The sequence below is a fragment of the Acidocella sp. C78 genome (assembly GCF_907164655.1).
Window position 1 is genome coordinate 17671 of the sequence record NZ_CAJQZK010000010.1, and the last position, 14292, is coordinate 31962.

15 protein-coding genes are annotated in these 14292 nt (G+C 67.0%); 7 read left to right on the top strand and 8 right to left on the bottom strand.

Features of this window, described 5'->3' with window-relative positions:
- The first annotated feature begins 26 nt into the window (after positions 1 to 26).
- From ACIDOCELLA78_RS000000103965 to ACIDOCELLA78_RS000000103975, 3 genes are read left to right on the top strand one after another with little or no spacing between them, the layout of a single operon-like run.
- Positions 27 to 1115 carry an Mrp/NBP35 family ATP-binding protein gene (locus ACIDOCELLA78_RS000000103965; protein WP_201728480.1) on the top strand — a complete coding sequence of 363 codons (1089 nt, stop codon included), beginning with the start codon at positions 27 to 29 and terminating at the stop codon, positions 1113 to 1115.
- 21 nt (positions 1116 to 1136) lie between these two features.
- On the top strand, positions 1137 to 1604 hold the full coding sequence (locus ACIDOCELLA78_RS000000103970) for a DNA polymerase III subunit chi (RefSeq protein WP_201728481.1): 468 nt from the start codon (positions 1137 to 1139) through the stop codon (positions 1602 to 1604).
- Between the two features lie 49 nt (positions 1605 to 1653).
- Entirely contained in the window at positions 1654 to 3312 is a 1659-nt protein-coding gene (locus ACIDOCELLA78_RS000000103975; RefSeq protein WP_201728482.1) for a tetratricopeptide repeat protein, read from the top strand.
- A 24-nt stretch (positions 3313 to 3336) separates the two neighbouring features.
- Here ACIDOCELLA78_RS000000103975 and ACIDOCELLA78_RS000000103980 read toward each other — a convergent pair whose 3' ends face one another.
- A complete protein-coding gene (locus ACIDOCELLA78_RS000000103980; protein WP_201728483.1) occupies positions 3337 to 4509 on the bottom strand; it encodes an aminoacetone oxidase family FAD-binding enzyme in 1173 nt (390 codons plus the stop codon).
- A 121-nt stretch (positions 4510 to 4630) separates the two neighbouring features.
- On the opposite strand from ACIDOCELLA78_RS000000103980, the gene ACIDOCELLA78_RS000000103985 reads away from it, so the two are divergent.
- The 4 genes from ACIDOCELLA78_RS000000103985 (at position 4631) to ACIDOCELLA78_RS000000104000 (ending at position 8465) form a co-directional block, all read left to right on the top strand.
- Positions 4631 to 5557: a LysR family transcriptional regulator gene (locus tag ACIDOCELLA78_RS000000103985; RefSeq protein WP_201728484.1), complete on the top strand. Its 927-nt coding sequence runs from the start codon at positions 4631 to 4633 to the stop codon at positions 5555 to 5557.
- 48 nt (positions 5558 to 5605) lie between these two features.
- Positions 5606 to 5884 carry a hypothetical protein gene (locus ACIDOCELLA78_RS000000103990; RefSeq protein WP_249675685.1) on the top strand — a complete coding sequence of 93 codons (279 nt, stop codon included), beginning with the start codon at positions 5606 to 5608 and terminating at the stop codon, positions 5882 to 5884.
- Between the two features lie 11 nt (positions 5885 to 5895).
- A complete protein-coding gene (locus ACIDOCELLA78_RS000000103995; protein WP_249675688.1) occupies positions 5896 to 6693 on the top strand; it encodes an undecaprenyl/decaprenyl-phosphate alpha-N-acetylglucosaminyl 1-phosphate transferase in 798 nt (265 codons plus the stop codon).
- Between the two features lie 185 nt (positions 6694 to 6878).
- On the top strand, positions 6879 to 8465 hold the full coding sequence (locus ACIDOCELLA78_RS000000104000) for a hypothetical protein (RefSeq protein ID WP_201728485.1): 1587 nt from the start codon (positions 6879 to 6881) through the stop codon (positions 8463 to 8465).
- Between the two features lie 72 nt (positions 8466 to 8537).
- On the opposite strand, the gene ACIDOCELLA78_RS000000104005 is transcribed toward ACIDOCELLA78_RS000000104000, so the two are convergent.
- From ACIDOCELLA78_RS000000104005 to ACIDOCELLA78_RS000000104035, 7 genes are all read right to left on the bottom strand, one after another.
- Positions 8538 to 9467: a restriction endonuclease gene (locus ACIDOCELLA78_RS000000104005; RefSeq protein ID WP_201728486.1), complete on the bottom strand. Its 930-nt coding sequence runs from the start codon at positions 9465 to 9467 to the stop codon at positions 8538 to 8540.
- Positions 9468 to 9813: 346 nt separating this feature from the next.
- Positions 9814 to 10296 (bottom strand): hypothetical protein, encoded by a 483-nt coding sequence (locus tag ACIDOCELLA78_RS000000104010; protein WP_214006278.1) that lies wholly within the window; start codon positions 10294 to 10296, stop codon positions 9814 to 9816.
- 22 nt (positions 10297 to 10318) lie between these two features.
- Positions 10319 to 10582 carry a hypothetical protein gene (locus ACIDOCELLA78_RS000000104015; protein WP_249674923.1) on the bottom strand — a complete coding sequence of 88 codons (264 nt, stop codon included), beginning with the start codon at positions 10580 to 10582 and terminating at the stop codon, positions 10319 to 10321.
- Entirely contained in the window at positions 10543 to 12150 is a 1608-nt protein-coding gene (gene tnpC, locus ACIDOCELLA78_RS000000104020; protein ID WP_201727518.1) for an IS66 family transposase, read from the bottom strand. Before tnpC ends, ACIDOCELLA78_RS000000104015 begins: the two co-directional genes overlap by 40 nt.
- A gap of 81 nt (positions 12151 to 12231) precedes the next feature.
- A complete protein-coding gene (gene tnpB, locus ACIDOCELLA78_RS000000104025) occupies positions 12232 to 12579 on the bottom strand; it encodes an IS66 family insertion sequence element accessory protein TnpB (protein ID WP_201727519.1) in 348 nt (115 codons plus the stop codon).
- A complete protein-coding gene (tnpA, locus tag ACIDOCELLA78_RS000000104030) occupies positions 12576 to 13001 on the bottom strand; it encodes an IS66-like element accessory protein TnpA (protein ID WP_201727520.1) in 426 nt (141 codons plus the stop codon). Before tnpA ends, tnpB begins: the two co-directional genes overlap by 4 nt.
- Positions 13002 to 13078: 77 nt before the next feature.
- Positions 13079 to 13996 (bottom strand): hypothetical protein, encoded by a 918-nt coding sequence (locus ACIDOCELLA78_RS000000104035; RefSeq protein WP_201728488.1) that lies wholly within the window; start codon positions 13994 to 13996, stop codon positions 13079 to 13081.
- Positions 13997 to 14292 lie beyond the last annotated feature (296 nt).

Genomic DNA, 14292 nt, shown 5'->3' on the forward strand with positions numbered 1-14292 from the left:
ACCCAGAGGCTGACAAGGACAGAATCATGGCTGCGATAGATGAAACTGCGGTGCGCGCGCGCATCGGCGCCTTCCGCACGGCGGAGGGCGCGGGCATTCCCGCCGGCATGGTGGACAGCGTCGCCACCCGCGAGGGGCTGGTGCAGGTGGCGCTGATGGTGGCGAAGGCGGATGCCGCGCGGCAGGAACCGATGCGCCGGGCGCTGGAGGCCGATCTCGCCGCGATGCCGGGCGTGCGCAACGCGACGGTGATGTTCACCGCCCCGCGCGCCGCCGCCCCGCAGCCGCAAGCCCAGACGCAGGCGCAGGAACCCGGCACGCTGCTCGGCCAGGTGGGGTCGATCGTCGCGGTCGCCTCCGGCAAGGGCGGGGTCGGGAAATCGACCGTCGCAGTCAATCTCGCGGTGGCGCTGGCGCGGCAGGGCAAGCGGGTCGGCCTGCTCGATGCCGATATCTACGGCCCCTCGCTGCCGCGCATGCTCGGCACGAAGGGCAAGCCAGAGATGGCGGGCAACAAGCTGGTGCCGATCGAGGCCTGGGGGCTGAAGGCGATCTCGATCGGCCATGTCGTCGAGGAGGAAACCGCGATGGTCTGGCGCGGGCCGATGGTGCTCAACGCGCTGACCCAGCTGATGACGCAGGTGGCCTGGCCCGAGCTGGATGTGATGGTGCTCGACCTGCCGCCCGGCACCGGCGACGTGCAGCTCACCCTCGCCCAGCGGCTGAAGCTCGCCGGCGCGGTCATCGTCTCCACCCCGCAGGACATCTCGCTGCTCGATGCGCGGCGCGGCATCTCGATGTTCCGTCAGGTGCGGGTGCCGATTCTGGGCGTGGTCGAGAACATGAGCTTCTTCTGCTGCCCGAATTGCGGCACCCGGACCGATATTTTCGGCCATGGCGGCGCCGAGGCCGAGGCGGTGCGGCTCGGCGTGCCCTTCCTTGGCGCGGTGCCGCTGCTGGCGCCGATCCGCGAGACCTCGGATGCCGGCACGCCGATCGCTGCCAGCGCGCCGGAGAGCGAGGCCGGGCGCGCCTTCGCCGCGGTGGCCGATGCGGTGGCGGCGGGGCTCGATGGCGCCGGGACGGCGCGCGGGCCGCGCATCGTCATCGAATGAGACGATGGCGCGCGTAAGACGATGGCGCAGGTCGGCTTCTACCACCTGACGCGCACCGGGCTGGACGCCGCCCTGCCCGCCCTGCTCGCCCGCACCCTCGCCGCCGGCGCACGAGCGGTGGTGCGCGGCACCGATCCCGCCCGGATCGAGGCGCTGGACGCCGCCCTCTGGCGCGCGCCGGGGGTGGACTGGCTGCCCCACGGCACCGCGGCGATGGGTCATGGCGCGGCGCAGCCGATCTGGCTGACCACCGGCGAGGATGTGCCGAACGGCGCGCGGTTCCTGTTTCTGGTGGATGGGGCGACGGCGGCGCTGGAGGGTTTCGAGCGGGTGTTCGACCTGTTCGACGGCAACGATCCGGACGCGGTGGCGGCGGCGCGGACGCGCTGGAAGGCGGCGCGCGCCGCCGGCCACGCGCTGACCTACTGGCAGCAGGGCGAATCCGGCTGGATCAGGCAGGCGGAGGTCGCGCCGGAAACCCCGCGTTAAACTTTTCATGCGAGGGTCCGAGGCTCGACGACCAAGAGGGTCCCCGCCGATGGATGCACACGCCAGACAGATGTTCGAGGCCGGCAATCAGGCCGTTGCCGCGGGACGTCACGAGGAGGCCGCCGCCCTCTTCGCCGCCTGCCTCGAACGGGCGCCGGCCCAGCCGGAGGCGTTGCTGAACCGCGCCAACGCGCTGCAGCTGTCGGGCCGGCCGAAAGAGGCGATCGAGGCCTATCTTGCCTGCGTGCGCGCCGCGCCGCGGCTCGGGCTCGCTTATTGCGGCATGGCCGAGGCGCTGCGGCAGCTCGGCCTGTTCGAGCAGGCCAAGGCGATGGCACTCGAAGGCGTCGCGCAATTGCCGGAGAATATCGATGCGCTGATCTGCCTCGGCGGCAAGCATTTCGATCTCGGCGAATTCAGCGAGGCGGCGCGGGTCTATGGCGAGGCGCTGGCGCGTAGCCCGCTGCATGCCGGCGTGCTGAACAATCTCGCCAACGCGCTGCATTGCCTCGGCGAGGTCGGCGCGGCGCTGGTGATGCACGAGCGCTGTTATCGGCTGGAGCCGGGCAACGCGACCTGGCGCTACAATCTTTCGCTCACCCTGCTGGCGGCGGGCGATTTCCGGCGCGGCTGGGCCGAGCACGAATGGCGCGGGCGCGAACCGGTTGCCGCCGAGGCCGGCCCCGCGTGGCGGGGAGAGGATCTGGCCGGCCGCCGCATCCTGCTCGTCGCCGAGCAGGGGCTGGGCGACACGCTGCAATTCGTCCGCTATGCGCCGCTGGTCGCCGCGCGCGGGGCGGAGGTGGTGCTGGAGGTTCCGCCGGAACTGGCACGGCTGGTGCGGGGCATGGACGGCGTCGCCGAGGTTGTCGCGCGCGGCAGTGCTACGCCGCGGGCCGACATGCACGCCCTGCTGATGAGCCTGCCCTGGCTGTTCGGCACCACGATCGAGACGATTCCGGCGACCATCCCCTATCTCGCCCCGCCCGATGCGCTGCGGGCGGACTGGGCGGCGCGGGTCGGGGATGAGGCGAAGCTGCGGGTCGGCCTGGTTTGGGCCGGTGGCTCAAGGCCCGACGACATCAATTGCGAGGTGATCGACCGGCGGCGCTCGATCGGCGATCCCGCGCTGCTCGCCCGGCTCGCGGGCATCGGGGGGGTGCGGTTCTACAACCTGCAGAAGGACCGCACGGGGCTGCCGGCGGCGCTGGAGGCGGTCGATCTCATGGGCGAGGTGACGGATTTCGCCGACACCGCGGCGCTGGTCGAGCAACTCGACCTCGTGATCGCGGTGGATACCTCGGTGGCGCATCTCGCCGGCGCGCTGGGCACGCCGGTCTGGATGCTGTCGCGGCGGGACGGGTGCTGGCGCTGGATGCAGGACCGCGCGGACTCGCCCTGGTATCCGGGCATGCGGATCTATCGCCAGACGACCCAGGGGGACTGGGCCGGGGTGCTCGACCGCGTCGCCGCCGATCTGCGCGCCTTCGCCGCCGCCCACACTCCCGCCCGCAAGCCCGCGCCGCGCCGCGCCGACCCGGCCGCCGCCGGTTCGGCGGCGGATGCCGGCCCCAAGACGGCACCGGCGCTGGGCCGGGCGACGATTACCGGCGCGGGCAATGCGCCGATCCTCGGGGCGGGCAATGCGCCGATCCTCGGGGCGGGCAATGCGCCGATCCTCGGCGGGCCGGCGCGGGTGACCGCCTGAACGACGCCGGGCTGATCCTTCCGGTCAGGCCGCGCTGCCGGCGGCCCAGCCGCTGGCCCAGGCCCACTGGAAATTGTAGCCGCCCAGCCAGCCGGTGACATCCACCGCCTCGCCCACCACGAACAGGCCAGGCACGCGCGTTGCGGCCAGGGTGCGCTGCGACAGATCCGCCGTGTCCACCCCGCCGGCGGTGACCTCCGCCTTGGCGTAGCCCTCGGTGCCGGCGGGCACGATTGTCCAGGATTTGAGCCGGGCGGCGAGATCAAGCAGCGCGCGATCGGCCAGCGCGGCGATCGGGCCGGGCGGCAGAGTGGCGGGCAGGAATGCGTCCGCCATGCGCTGCGGCATCACCCCGCCGAGCAGGGTGCGCAGCGCGGATTTCGGCGCCTCGCGCTTGCGGCGGAGCAGGAAGTCGGGGCTTTCGTCGGGCAGCAGGTCGATGCCGATTTCCATGCCGGCGCGCCAGGCAGTCGAGACCTGAAGGATGGCGGGGCCGGACAGGCCGCGATGGGTGAACAGCATGGCCTCGCGGAAGCGGGCGCGGCCGCAGGCGGCGACGACCGGCTGCGAGACGCCGGCCAGCGGGGTGGCGCGGGCGCGCTCCTCGCCCTCCAGCACCAGCGGCACCAGCGCCGGAAGCGGCTTGACGATGCGCAGGCCGAAGCGGGCGGCGAGATCGTGAGCGAAGCCGGTTGCGCCGAGTTTCGGGATCGACAGGCCGCCGGTGGCGAGAATCAGCGATCCGGCGGCGAACGGGCCGGCCGAGGTGGCGAGGCGGAAGCCCGGCGCGCCGCCGACCTCGGTGATGGTGCAACCGGTGCGGATCTCGACGCCGGCGGCGGCGCATTCGGCGAGCAGCATGGCGACGATGGCGCGGGCCGACCCGTCGCAGAAGAGCTGGCCGAGCGTCTTTTCATGCCAGGCGATGCGGTGGGACACGATCATGGCGAGGACATCGCGCGGCCCGAACCCGGCCAGCGCCGAGGCGCAGAACCGGCGGTTTTCCGAGAAGAAGCGGTCGGGCGCGGTGTGGATGTTGGTGAAGTTGCAGCGCCCGCCGCCGGAAATCAGGATCTTGCGGCCGGGTTCGGGCGCATGGTCGAGCACCAGCACGCTGCGGCCGCGCCGGCCGGCGGCGATCGCGGCCATCAGCCCGGCGGCGCCGGCGCCCAGAATGATCACGTCGAACTGCCGCATCCCTGCTCCCGAGCATCAACCGCATCCAAAATCTCCGCCCGCCATAACGCAGGACAGCGGCGGCGCAAAAATTTGGAATGCTTAATTTGCTCGAATGAAAATTAAGCGTTACTTTGGAGAAATGTTGAATATCACGCTTCGCCAGTTGCGCGCCGTGGCGGCACTCGGCCGGCACGGTTCGGTGACGCGGGCGGCCGGCGACCTGCACGTTTCGCCGCCGGCGGTGACGCTGCAGATCAAGGCGGCGGAGGACCAGCTGGGCGTGCCGTTGGCCGAGCGCTCGACCGGCAGCATGGCGCTGACGGCGGCCGGACGGCTGGTCGCGGAGGCCGCGGCGCGGATCGAGGCGGTGCTGCGGGAGACCGAGGCGGGCATCGCGGCGCTGAGCGGGGCCGAGCGCGGGGCGGTGCATGTCGGCATCATCAGCACGGCGAAATATTACGCGCCGCGCGCCCTCGCCGCCTTTGCCGCGGCGCATCCGGGCATCGAATTGCGGCTGACGGTGGGCAACCGGGACGAGATCATCACCGGCCTCGCGCAGCACGATGTCGACCTCGCGATCATGGGGCGGCCGCCGACCGACATGAAGGTGATCGCCGACCTGATCGGCGATCATCCGCATGTGGTGATCGCGCCGCCCGGCCATCGGCTCGCGGGGCGACGGGACGTGCCGCCGGAGGAGCTGAACGCCGAGGTGATGCTGACGCGCGAGGCGGGCAGCGGCACGCGGCGGCTGATGGAGGCCTATGCCGCCGCCGCCGGCATCGCGCCGCGCCTTGGCATGCAGATCAGCAGCAACGAGACGATCAAGCAGGCGGTGATGGCCGGGCTCGGCATCGCCTTTCTCTCGGCGCACACGATCGACGCCGAATTGCGCGATGGCCGGCTGACCCGGCTCGATATCAGGGGCACGCCGGTGATCCGCCAGTGGTTCGCCGTGCATCTCGCGGAGCGGACGATGATGCCGGCCTCGGCCGCGCTGCTCGGCTTCCTGCGCGAGGCCGGCGCGGCCTTCATGCCAGGCGCTGCCACCGCAAACGCCGGGTAGGCGGGCCTGATTGATGCGGCGCCGAACTTCGTTCATGGATAGCGCCGCATGAACACGGTTTCGTATTTTCCCCATACCGGCATCGCCTCGCTGGCCTTGCCGCGGCACCTCGCCTTGTTCGCCGGGCTTGCGCTGTTTTCGGGCTTCGTCGTGCGGCTGATGATCGCCATCGGCGTGCCGGACCGGCCGGACGCGCGCAAGGCCCATACGAAGGTGATGCCAAAGGCCGGCGGGGTCGGCATTGTCAGCGCGTTTCTGCTCGGCATCGTGCTGCTGTACCGCTATGGGCATGTCTCGCGGCTGGCCGCGCCGGTGTTTCTCGGGTGATCGCGGCGGCCGTGCTGATCGCAGCGGTGTCGCTGCTCGACGATTTGCGGGATTTTCCCTTCGCGGTGAAGCTCGGCGCGCAGTTCGCCGCGGCACTGGTGGCGGTGGGGTCGGGGATTTCGGCGGTGCGGTTCGATCTGCCGTTGATCGGCGGGGTGGCACTCGGCGCCGCGGGGCCGGTGCTGTCGCTCGGCTGGATCCTGTTCGTCACCAACGCGATGAACTTCATCGACGGGTTGGACGGGCTCGCGGCCGGCACCACGCTGGTGACCTGCCTGTTCCTCGCCGCGATCGCGGGGCTGCATGGCGGCTTCTTCGTCTACACCACGGCGCTGCTGCTGGCGGGCGGGGTCGCCGGGTTCATGCCGTTCAACTGGCCGCGCGCGCGGATTTTCATGGGCGATGTCGGCAGCCAGTTCTGCGGCTTCATGCTGGCGGTGCTCGGCATTGCCGCGACGCATTACCAGGACGTGCAGCTCTCGTTCCTGGTGGTGCCGCTGCTGCTCTCGGGCGTGCTGCTCGATGTCGCGTTCACCCTGGCGCGGCGGGCGCTGGCGGGGAAAAACCTGGCCCGCGCGCATCGCGGGCATCTCTATCAGGTGGCGCACCGCGCCGGGGTCGATCCGCGGTTGATCGCCCTGGTTTACTGGGGGTTCGCGGCGTTCGGCGGGCTTGTCGTCATCGGGTTTCTCGGCGCCGCGACGGGCTGGAAGCCGGTTGTTGTGTTCGCGCCGCTGATCCCCTTTGGCGCCTGGGCCGGCTTCGTTGCCCGCCGGGCGCGGGCGGCGCAGATCGGCGATTGGGGATAAAATCCTAGAGCATCATCCGATCAGATGATCCCATCTGATCGGATAAAGATGCTCGGTTCATCAGTATGATAGAGCATCATCCGATCCATCAGGATCGGAAAGCGTTCTAGGAATATTGTCCTACTCTCTCGCTCGGCGAAGGACGCAAAGCGTCGCACGCGGATATAGATCGGCGACCACGTCTCATGTATGACGACATCATGCATGGCAATTCGACATCGCCCACGGCGGGACCCCGGCCCAGCCGCGCGGCGGCGGTGCGTGGGGTTGCGCCGCGCCGGATCGCCGAACTCGTTTTCTGCCTTGTCATCGGCGCGCTGCTCTCCCTCGCCTACCGCACCGATGCCAATTGGGACTTGCAGAATTATCACCTCTACGCGCCCTTCGCGGCGCTGCACGGGCGGCTCGGGCTCGACTATTTCGCCGCCGGGTTCCAGGGTTATCTGAACCCGTTGCAGGACATGCCCTATCTGCTGGCGCGGACTGCGCTGTTCGACCACGCGCCGCGGCTGTTGGCGCTGTGCGCCGGGCTGCCCTTCGGATGTCTCGCCTTCATCGTGTTCCGTCTCGCGGCGACGCTGATCGAGGATCGGTGGGGGGCGGTCTTCGCAGCGCTGATCGGGCTGACCGGGGCGACGACGCTCTCGGAAATCGGCACGACATTCGACGACATCCTGACCGGCTGCGTGGTGCTGCCGGCGCTGCTCGCCATTGTCGGTCGGTGGCGCCACGCCGCCGCGATCGCGGGCGGCCTGTGCGGCCTTGCCATCGCGCTGAAGCTGACGGCGGTGATCTTCGTGGTGCCGCTCGCGGGCGCAATTGTGATCATGGCGCCGGCGCCGCGCGAGGTACTGGGCAATGCCTGGCGGTTCGCGCTGGCGGCAACGCTCGCTTTCGCGCTCGGATATGGCTGGTGGGGCGTGCTGCTGTGGCGGCATTTCCACGATCCGCTCTTCCCGCTGCTCGGCCACCTGTTCCACGCGCCGCTCGCCCCGCATCTAGACCCGCGGGACACGCGGTTCCTGCCACGATCGCCGATGCAGTGGATCGCTTATCCGTTCTACTGGATCGAGGGGCGCAGCTTCATCGTCACCGATATGAAACTGCGCGATCCGCGCTTCGCGCTGGCCTGGCTCGCCGCCGTGACCTCGGCCGCGGCACCGCTCATCGGAGCGTTGCGGCGGCGCATGGCGCCGCTGCCGCCGCCAGCGCGGGCGCTGTGGTGGTTTCTGATCACGTCGTACCTGACCTGGCTGCCGCTGTTCTCGATCCTGCGCTATGCGCTGCCGCTGGAAGTCTGCACCGGCATCATGGTGGCGACGGCGCTGCGGCGATGGCTGCCCGCCCGCGCGACGACGAGGCTGACACTGGCGATCCTGCTGGTCTGCCTCGCGGTGACCAAGCCGATGGGCTGGGGCCGGATCGCCTATGGCCAGCATCTCGTGCAGGGACGGCAGCCGGCACTGCCGACGGGCGCGGTGGTGCTGATGCGCGGCGCGCCGATCGGCTTCGTTGCGATGCGGCTGGCGGCGCCGGGAAACCGGTTCGTCAATCTCGCCGAGCTTGCCACCGATCCGGCGGAGCAGCGTGTCGTTCGCCGGCTGATCGACGCCGCAGCACCGGCGTTTCTGCTGACCAACCTGCCCGTGGCGGGCGCCACGCCGGCCCTGCTGCCCTATGGCCTGACGGTTGACGCGGCGAGGTGCCGGCCGATCCGCACCGCAACGCAGCGGACGATCCGCATCTGCGCGCTGTCGCACAGCGGCGGGTGACGAGGGCGGATCATGCCCTGAACCGAAGCGTGACGCTGTGAACAGCGGACCGCACGGGTGGAGCGAAAGACGCTACTCCGGCTCGCTTTCATCGAAATAGTCGAGATCGATCTTCTTGATCTCGACGACGCTCGCCACCCGGACGCCGACACCAAAACGGATCAGCAGACGAGTCAGTTCGTCTCCGTCGATCAGGATGAGGCGCAAATGCCCGGACTGCGCCGCCTTGTCCCTTGCTGCTTTCGAAAAGCCCGACGTCGTGATCAGCACTCCCTTCTGGGCACCGTAATTGACAAGCGCACCGAGAAACGCCTGAACCGTTTCACTGCCGATCGTGTTCCCCGGCTGATAGCGCTTGGCCTGAAGGTAAATGCGGTCGAGCCCGAGTCGATCCTCCCGGATGACCCCATCGACCCCGCCATCTCCCGAACGACCGAGTTGTTCGCCGGCCTCAAGACGCGAGCCGCCGTATCCCATTTTGAGGAGCAGATCGATGATCATGCGCTCGAAAAACGACGGTGTCGCTTCGAGGATGCGCGCCAGGAGGCTTTCTCGCAGCGCCTCGGCAAGCGTTCCGGCGGCCTGTTCGATCAGTTCCTCCGGCGTTTCGGACACCGGCGAGACCACCGGAAGTTGAGCTTCGGCAGAATCCGCACCGCCGCTTCGCCCGGATTTGCGAGGCTTTGTCCGGGCGAGGAAAGCTTGGAACACTGGGTCTGCCCGCAACATGTCGAGCGTGACCGGCCGCCCATCCGGACGGTCGAGCAATGCGCGCCCCTTGGCTGAAATGGTCACCAGTCCACGCTTCGGCTGTTCGACGAGGCCCGCCTGCTTCAGATAGGTCTTCGCCCAGTGGACGCGGCTGGCGATGATCGTAACACCGCCGCTTGGAATTTGCTCCGCCCGCTCGGCCGCGCTCAGGCCAAGATCGTCCGATATGCGCTCGATCAGGTCACGCATCGACCAGACCCGCTCGGCGCAATGCTCAAGAAGCGGCTGCATGAGAGCGTCGTATGCTGGAATGCCCATGACCACGTGACCCCCGCGAGATACACGCGCAGCCCGGCACAACCGAACGAAGCGCCCTGTCTCACCTGCGTGAAGATTGACGGGACGTCAATGCAACCAACGAACGGAGGCTGGAGCGGGTAGCGGGAACCCCTGGTGAACACCTGAAATCGTCGGTATTTCAATTATTTAACCGACTTCCAACAGGGGCTGTTTGTATCACTCGTTTGGATCAAGCATCAAGCCCTTCGTGGCACAACGAGGGCGGATTCGGGATCAGATTGCTCCCCTGTTCATCCCGGCAAACCGCCCCCTTGCGCGAGCTTCCAGCCGCTACCCTTCAGCCCCGCCGCGTCTCCTTGATCAGCGGTTCAATCTTGGCGACGGTGCGGTATCCCCTGGTAAGCATCGCACGGCCGGCCTCCGCCGCGTCTGCCCGGACAAGCAACTCGTCATGAACAGGCAGAGCCAGAATGCCCTCGCGTTGGAGCAGCAGCATGGCGAAGGTGATCGCCCTCGCCTCAATTCCCATAAGGCTATGAACGAAAAGACGACGTGCCCGCTTGGGGTCACCATCGGACGGGATCAGCCGCCACGGCTCAGCCATGAAGGGATATGCCGCCAACAGGGCCGCAGCCGCATCCTCAATAAGCGTCTCAGTGATTTCCGGCGGGGTGTCCGCAGGCCATCGGCTCGGCAGCGTCCCGTTCCCTGCCGTGACAACGACGAGATGCTTCATGACCGCCCTGGGGATGCCACCTAAGGCATAGGGATCACCAGAGGGCAGCTCCTGCCCGGCAAGCCCGAGCATGATCGTACCCATCCGGTCAGAGCCGCGGACGAGTCTATTTGGCTCTATCTCGGTGGATCAGGATGAGCTCGCGCAGATTTTCGATACCAAAGTCGGTGAAGGCTATGACGCCGCCGTCGCTGAGGTTGTAAACCCAGATCAGGCCGTCTTCGGGTTCCATCTCATTGGCGATGTCCGCGAGCCACTCCTCATCCTCGCCGAGGTCCCTGGCGACACGGTCAATCGTGAAGACGTGGTGGATTTTATTGGTCTGCACGATCAGGCGGCCAGGGCCCAGGATTGCGGTGTCCAGTTCCATGGCATCAATTTCTCGATGCTGGCGACTGGATGACTGGCGATGCGCGCGAGGATGTCGGCGAGCCATGCCTGTGGGTCGACGTTGTTCATCTTTGCCGTCGTGATCAGGCTGTACAACATGGCGGCCCTTTGACCACCGCGATCGGAGCCGGCGAATAGCCAGGATTTTCTGCCCAGAGCAAGGGTGCGTAGGGCACGTTCGGCCGCGTTATTGCTGAGACAAATCCGCCCGTCGGTCAGGAACCGGGTAAATGATGACCAACGGTTCAGCATATAGTCGATCGCCTTCGCCACATCGTTGTGGCGTGAGAGTTTGGCGCGCTCGGCGCGCATCCAGATCTCGAGTTCAGCGACGAGCGGGGCGCCGAGTTGCTGGCGCACCGCCAGGCGTTCAGCGGGTGACTGACCGTTGATCTCCCGCTCGATCTCGAACAGCGCGTCGATGCGCTGCACCGCGGCCAAGGCCATCGGCGCCACGAAGGCGGGGGTCTTACCCTGGGCCTTGCGCTTCGCGTTCCGCGCGATATCGGCCAGCTCGAAGAATTTTCGTCGGGCGTGCGACCAGCACGCCGCCTCGATGATCGGTCCAGGAGATCGGTTCAACTCGTAGAGCTTGTTGTAGCCGCCATAGGCATCGGCCTGGAATATGCCGCGGTATCCGGCGAGATGGGTTTGCGGATGAACGCCGGCGCGGTCACGTGAATAGTAGAACACCGCGCTGGGGGAACCCGATCCGCCGAACGGCCGATCATCACGCACATAAACCCACACGCGCGCCGTATCGGTCTGCCCTCGTGCCATCACCGGCACGGTGGTGTCGTCGCCATGCAGGCGCGCACCCGCGAACACCATCGTCTCGATGTGCTTGAACACCGGCTCCAGCGCCACGCAGGTAGCACCAATCAGATCGGCCAGGGTCGAGACGCTGAGGTGGATGCCTTCCAGTGCGAACCGTTCAGATTGACGGTTCAGCGGCTGATGCTGGCCGAATTTATCGTAGGCGATCATCGCGAGCAGGCCGGGACCGGCAAAAGCGCGTGGAATGGTGTGGAAGGGTGCTGGTTCCTGGCTGATCTTCTCACAATCGCGGCAGGTGAATTTCTCCCGCACATGCTGGATCACCTTGTATTGGCGGGGGATGGATTCCAGTGTCTCGGTCACCGTCTCCCCGAGCTTGGCGAGCCGCGATCCACCGCAGCAGGCGCACTGGGTCGGACCTGGCAGCACAACCCGCTCGCGTGGCAGGTGTTCGGGGAAGGGTTGGCGTGATGGGCGGTTGCGAGTGAAGCCGGCGACAGTCGTGGTTTTGGCCTTCGCGGCCACCTGCTCGGCGCGGAGTTCGTCCTCGGTCGCGGTGGTCTCGAGATCTTCGAGTTCCAGTTCCATCTGATCAAGCAGCCGCGCCGTGCGTTCCGCCTTGGGGCCGTAGAGCGCACGCTTGAGCTTCTCGATCTGCAGCTTCAGATGCGCGATATACGCTGCGGTATCGGACCGCCGAGCACGGTCGCCCAGAATGATCGCCTTCAGCGCAGCGATATCATTCGGCAGGGTCGAAGGATCGAGATCCATGCCCCGTATAGAATCACGAATTTCCAGGGTTTCGCTACAGAAATCCGCTCTGGACCAGGATTTTCCCCAGAATCTTCGCGCCTACCCGGCCGCTTGCGGCCGCCAGGTTTGTTGTGGATTTCGCCAGTCGATCCCCTCCAGAAGATAACCGATCTGACCAGCGGTGAGGGACACAACGCCGTCCGCAGTCTGCGGCCAGATAAACCGCCCTCGATCAAGGCGTTTCGAATACAGCGACATCCCCACGCCGTCGTGCCAGATCGCCTTGACCAGCGACCCGCCGCGTCCGCGAAAGAAAAAAACATCCCCGCAGAACGGCTCCCGTCCCAGACCTTCTTGCACTTGCAACGCGAGCCCCTTCATCCCGCGGCGCATATCCGTATGCCCCGACGCCAGCCAGACCCGCACACCGGCCGAGACCGGGATCACCGCCGCACCGCCGTCAGCACCCGACGCAAGGCGGCAACCCCAACTCCATCATCAACCCGAACACACGTCCCGTCCGGCAGCACGATCTCGATCCGGCTCGCATCGCATCGCGTGGCTCGCCTCTGCGACATCGGATCAACGCTCGCGTCGTTCACCGAAGCTGACTTGCCTGCCGCCCGCGGCATCGACAGTGCCGCACTCGCCATTACCCGCACCGGAATGAATTCCGGTACCATCGGCACCGGCACCAACTCACCACGCCGAACCTGACCGCGCCACTTCCACAATTGCCCTCTCGAAATCGCGTGCCGCCGCGCAACCAGCGCAAACACCGCACCCGGCGCCTCAGCCTCCGCCACAATCCGAAGCTTGTCCTCATCCCGCCAGCGGCGCCGGCGCTCTACCCCCGTGATAATCTCCATCCGCCCGCCGCCCCTTACCATGAATCAGCTCGTAGCAGCGCTCTTATGCACGCCTCCTTGCCGTACCGGCAGGCGGTTCACACCGGATGGATACGCATGATCGAGAGGTGCGAGGCGGAAACATCCAGGGACACAACCTCAGAGCCGTCGATCGTGATCATCAACCGCTGAGACTGCGGCAGGCGCTGGTAGTTGCCCTCATTGCCGGCGGCAATCCAACGGCCGCCGTGCTTGAAGTCTTCGGTGAAGGTCCGATACCAACGGGGCGGACGACATCCCCGCACATCGAACTTGGAGACGAACTTGTTGAACGAGTTCACCTCGCCGACGAAATGCCGGACGAGATCGTCGTTCGGATCAAGCCTGACGGCCGCCACGGGCGGCTTCTGCACACCTTTGCGGCGGGGCGGCTTCAGCGGCCGCAGGATGACCGGATCGGGGACGCTTGGGGGCTCCTCTGGGAAGACATCGAGGAAATCCTCGACGATGCCCTGGGGCGTGATGCCATGGGCCTCCACAAGGTCGAGCAAGGCCGCCGTGGGGCGGAATCGGGTCGCTCGGCCGAACCGCAGGATCGGATCGCCGCCGTCGAAATCATCCGTCGTGGAGAAGCCCGGCACAACCTCGATAAGGTTTGCCGCCTTCAAGCCCGATATGGCGGTCTGGAATTGCCGCGCTCCGATCCTCTCGCCAGTGAACGCCGACCGCCCGACGAGGTGATAGACCCAGCGGGGCGTAGAGCGGCTCCAGGGCCGCAAGACGCCGCCCAGGACGGCTCCCAGGGCATTCGAGAGCTTATCAAGCCCTGCCGCCCTGCGCTGGTTCTTGCGGCCTCCAGAGCGTTCCTGTGCAACGACGAGTTCAACAAGTCGGGCAACGACAGCCTGGGCTCTGGTGCTGGCGGCGATGGAGGTTAACGAAAGCCGGGTTGCCTCGTTAAGATCGGCAGGCGCCCACGGCGCGGGTCTCGCGAAAAATGAAGAATGGTCTGTCATCAACTTTCGTTCTGAGTTACCGGACGTTGCTCTCCGGATATCTCAGGGGATCTCTTCGGAGAGTCTAAGGTATTGATTATCATCATTATACCTCAACCTAAAGACCAACCTTAGGGCCTCTCATAGCGGCACCGATTGACCAGCTATGGCTATCCCAGGGTGGAAGGCTGACTGGACCTCCGCACAGGGATCAGAAGACACGAAAACAAGCAACTTACCCGCAGCGATGCTCCGGCCCAAGAGCACGCATCCCACGATTTAGCGTCATATTCGTTTTCAACGCGCTAGATATAGTA

Excerpts from the sequence above, each read along its gene's own strand:
- ACIDOCELLA78_RS000000103965 (WP_201728480.1), top strand. The coding sequence starts at position 27 with ATGGCTGCGATAGATGAAACTGCGGTGCGCGCGCGCATCGGCGCCTTC.
- ACIDOCELLA78_RS000000103970 (WP_201728481.1), top strand. The coding sequence starts at position 1,137 with ATGGCGCAGGTCGGCTTCTACCACCTGACGCGCACCGGGCTGGACGCC.
- ACIDOCELLA78_RS000000103975 (WP_201728482.1), top strand. The coding sequence starts at position 1,654 with ATGGATGCACACGCCAGACAGATGTTCGAGGCCGGCAATCAGGCCGTT.
- ACIDOCELLA78_RS000000103980 (WP_201728483.1), bottom strand. The coding sequence starts at position 4,509 with ATGCGGCAGTTCGACGTGATCATTCTGGGCGCCGGCGCCGCCGGGCTG.
- ACIDOCELLA78_RS000000103985 (WP_201728484.1), top strand. The coding sequence starts at position 4,631 with ATGTTGAATATCACGCTTCGCCAGTTGCGCGCCGTGGCGGCACTCGGC.
- ACIDOCELLA78_RS000000103990 (WP_249675685.1), top strand. The coding sequence starts at position 5,606 with ATGAACACGGTTTCGTATTTTCCCCATACCGGCATCGCCTCGCTGGCC.
- ACIDOCELLA78_RS000000104000 (WP_201728485.1), top strand. The coding sequence starts at position 6,879 with ATGTATGACGACATCATGCATGGCAATTCGACATCGCCCACGGCGGGA.
- ACIDOCELLA78_RS000000104005 (WP_201728486.1), bottom strand. The coding sequence starts at position 9,467 with ATGCAGCCGCTTCTTGAGCATTGCGCCGAGCGGGTCTGGTCGATGCGT.
- ACIDOCELLA78_RS000000104010 (WP_214006278.1), bottom strand. The coding sequence starts at position 10,296 with ATGGGTACGATCATGCTCGGGCTTGCCGGGCAGGAGCTGCCCTCTGGT.
- ACIDOCELLA78_RS000000104015 (WP_249674923.1), bottom strand. The coding sequence starts at position 10,582 with ATGGAACTGGACACCGCAATCCTGGGCCCTGGCCGCCTGATCGTGCAG.
- tnpC (WP_201727518.1), bottom strand. The coding sequence starts at position 12,150 with ATGGATCTCGATCCTTCGACCCTGCCGAATGATATCGCTGCGCTGAAG.
- tnpA (WP_201727520.1), bottom strand. The coding sequence starts at position 13,001 with ATGGAGATTATCACGGGGGTAGAGCGCCGGCGCCGCTGGCGGGATGAG.
- ACIDOCELLA78_RS000000104035 (WP_201728488.1), bottom strand. The coding sequence starts at position 13,996 with ATGACAGACCATTCTTCATTTTTCGCGAGACCCGCGCCGTGGGCGCCT.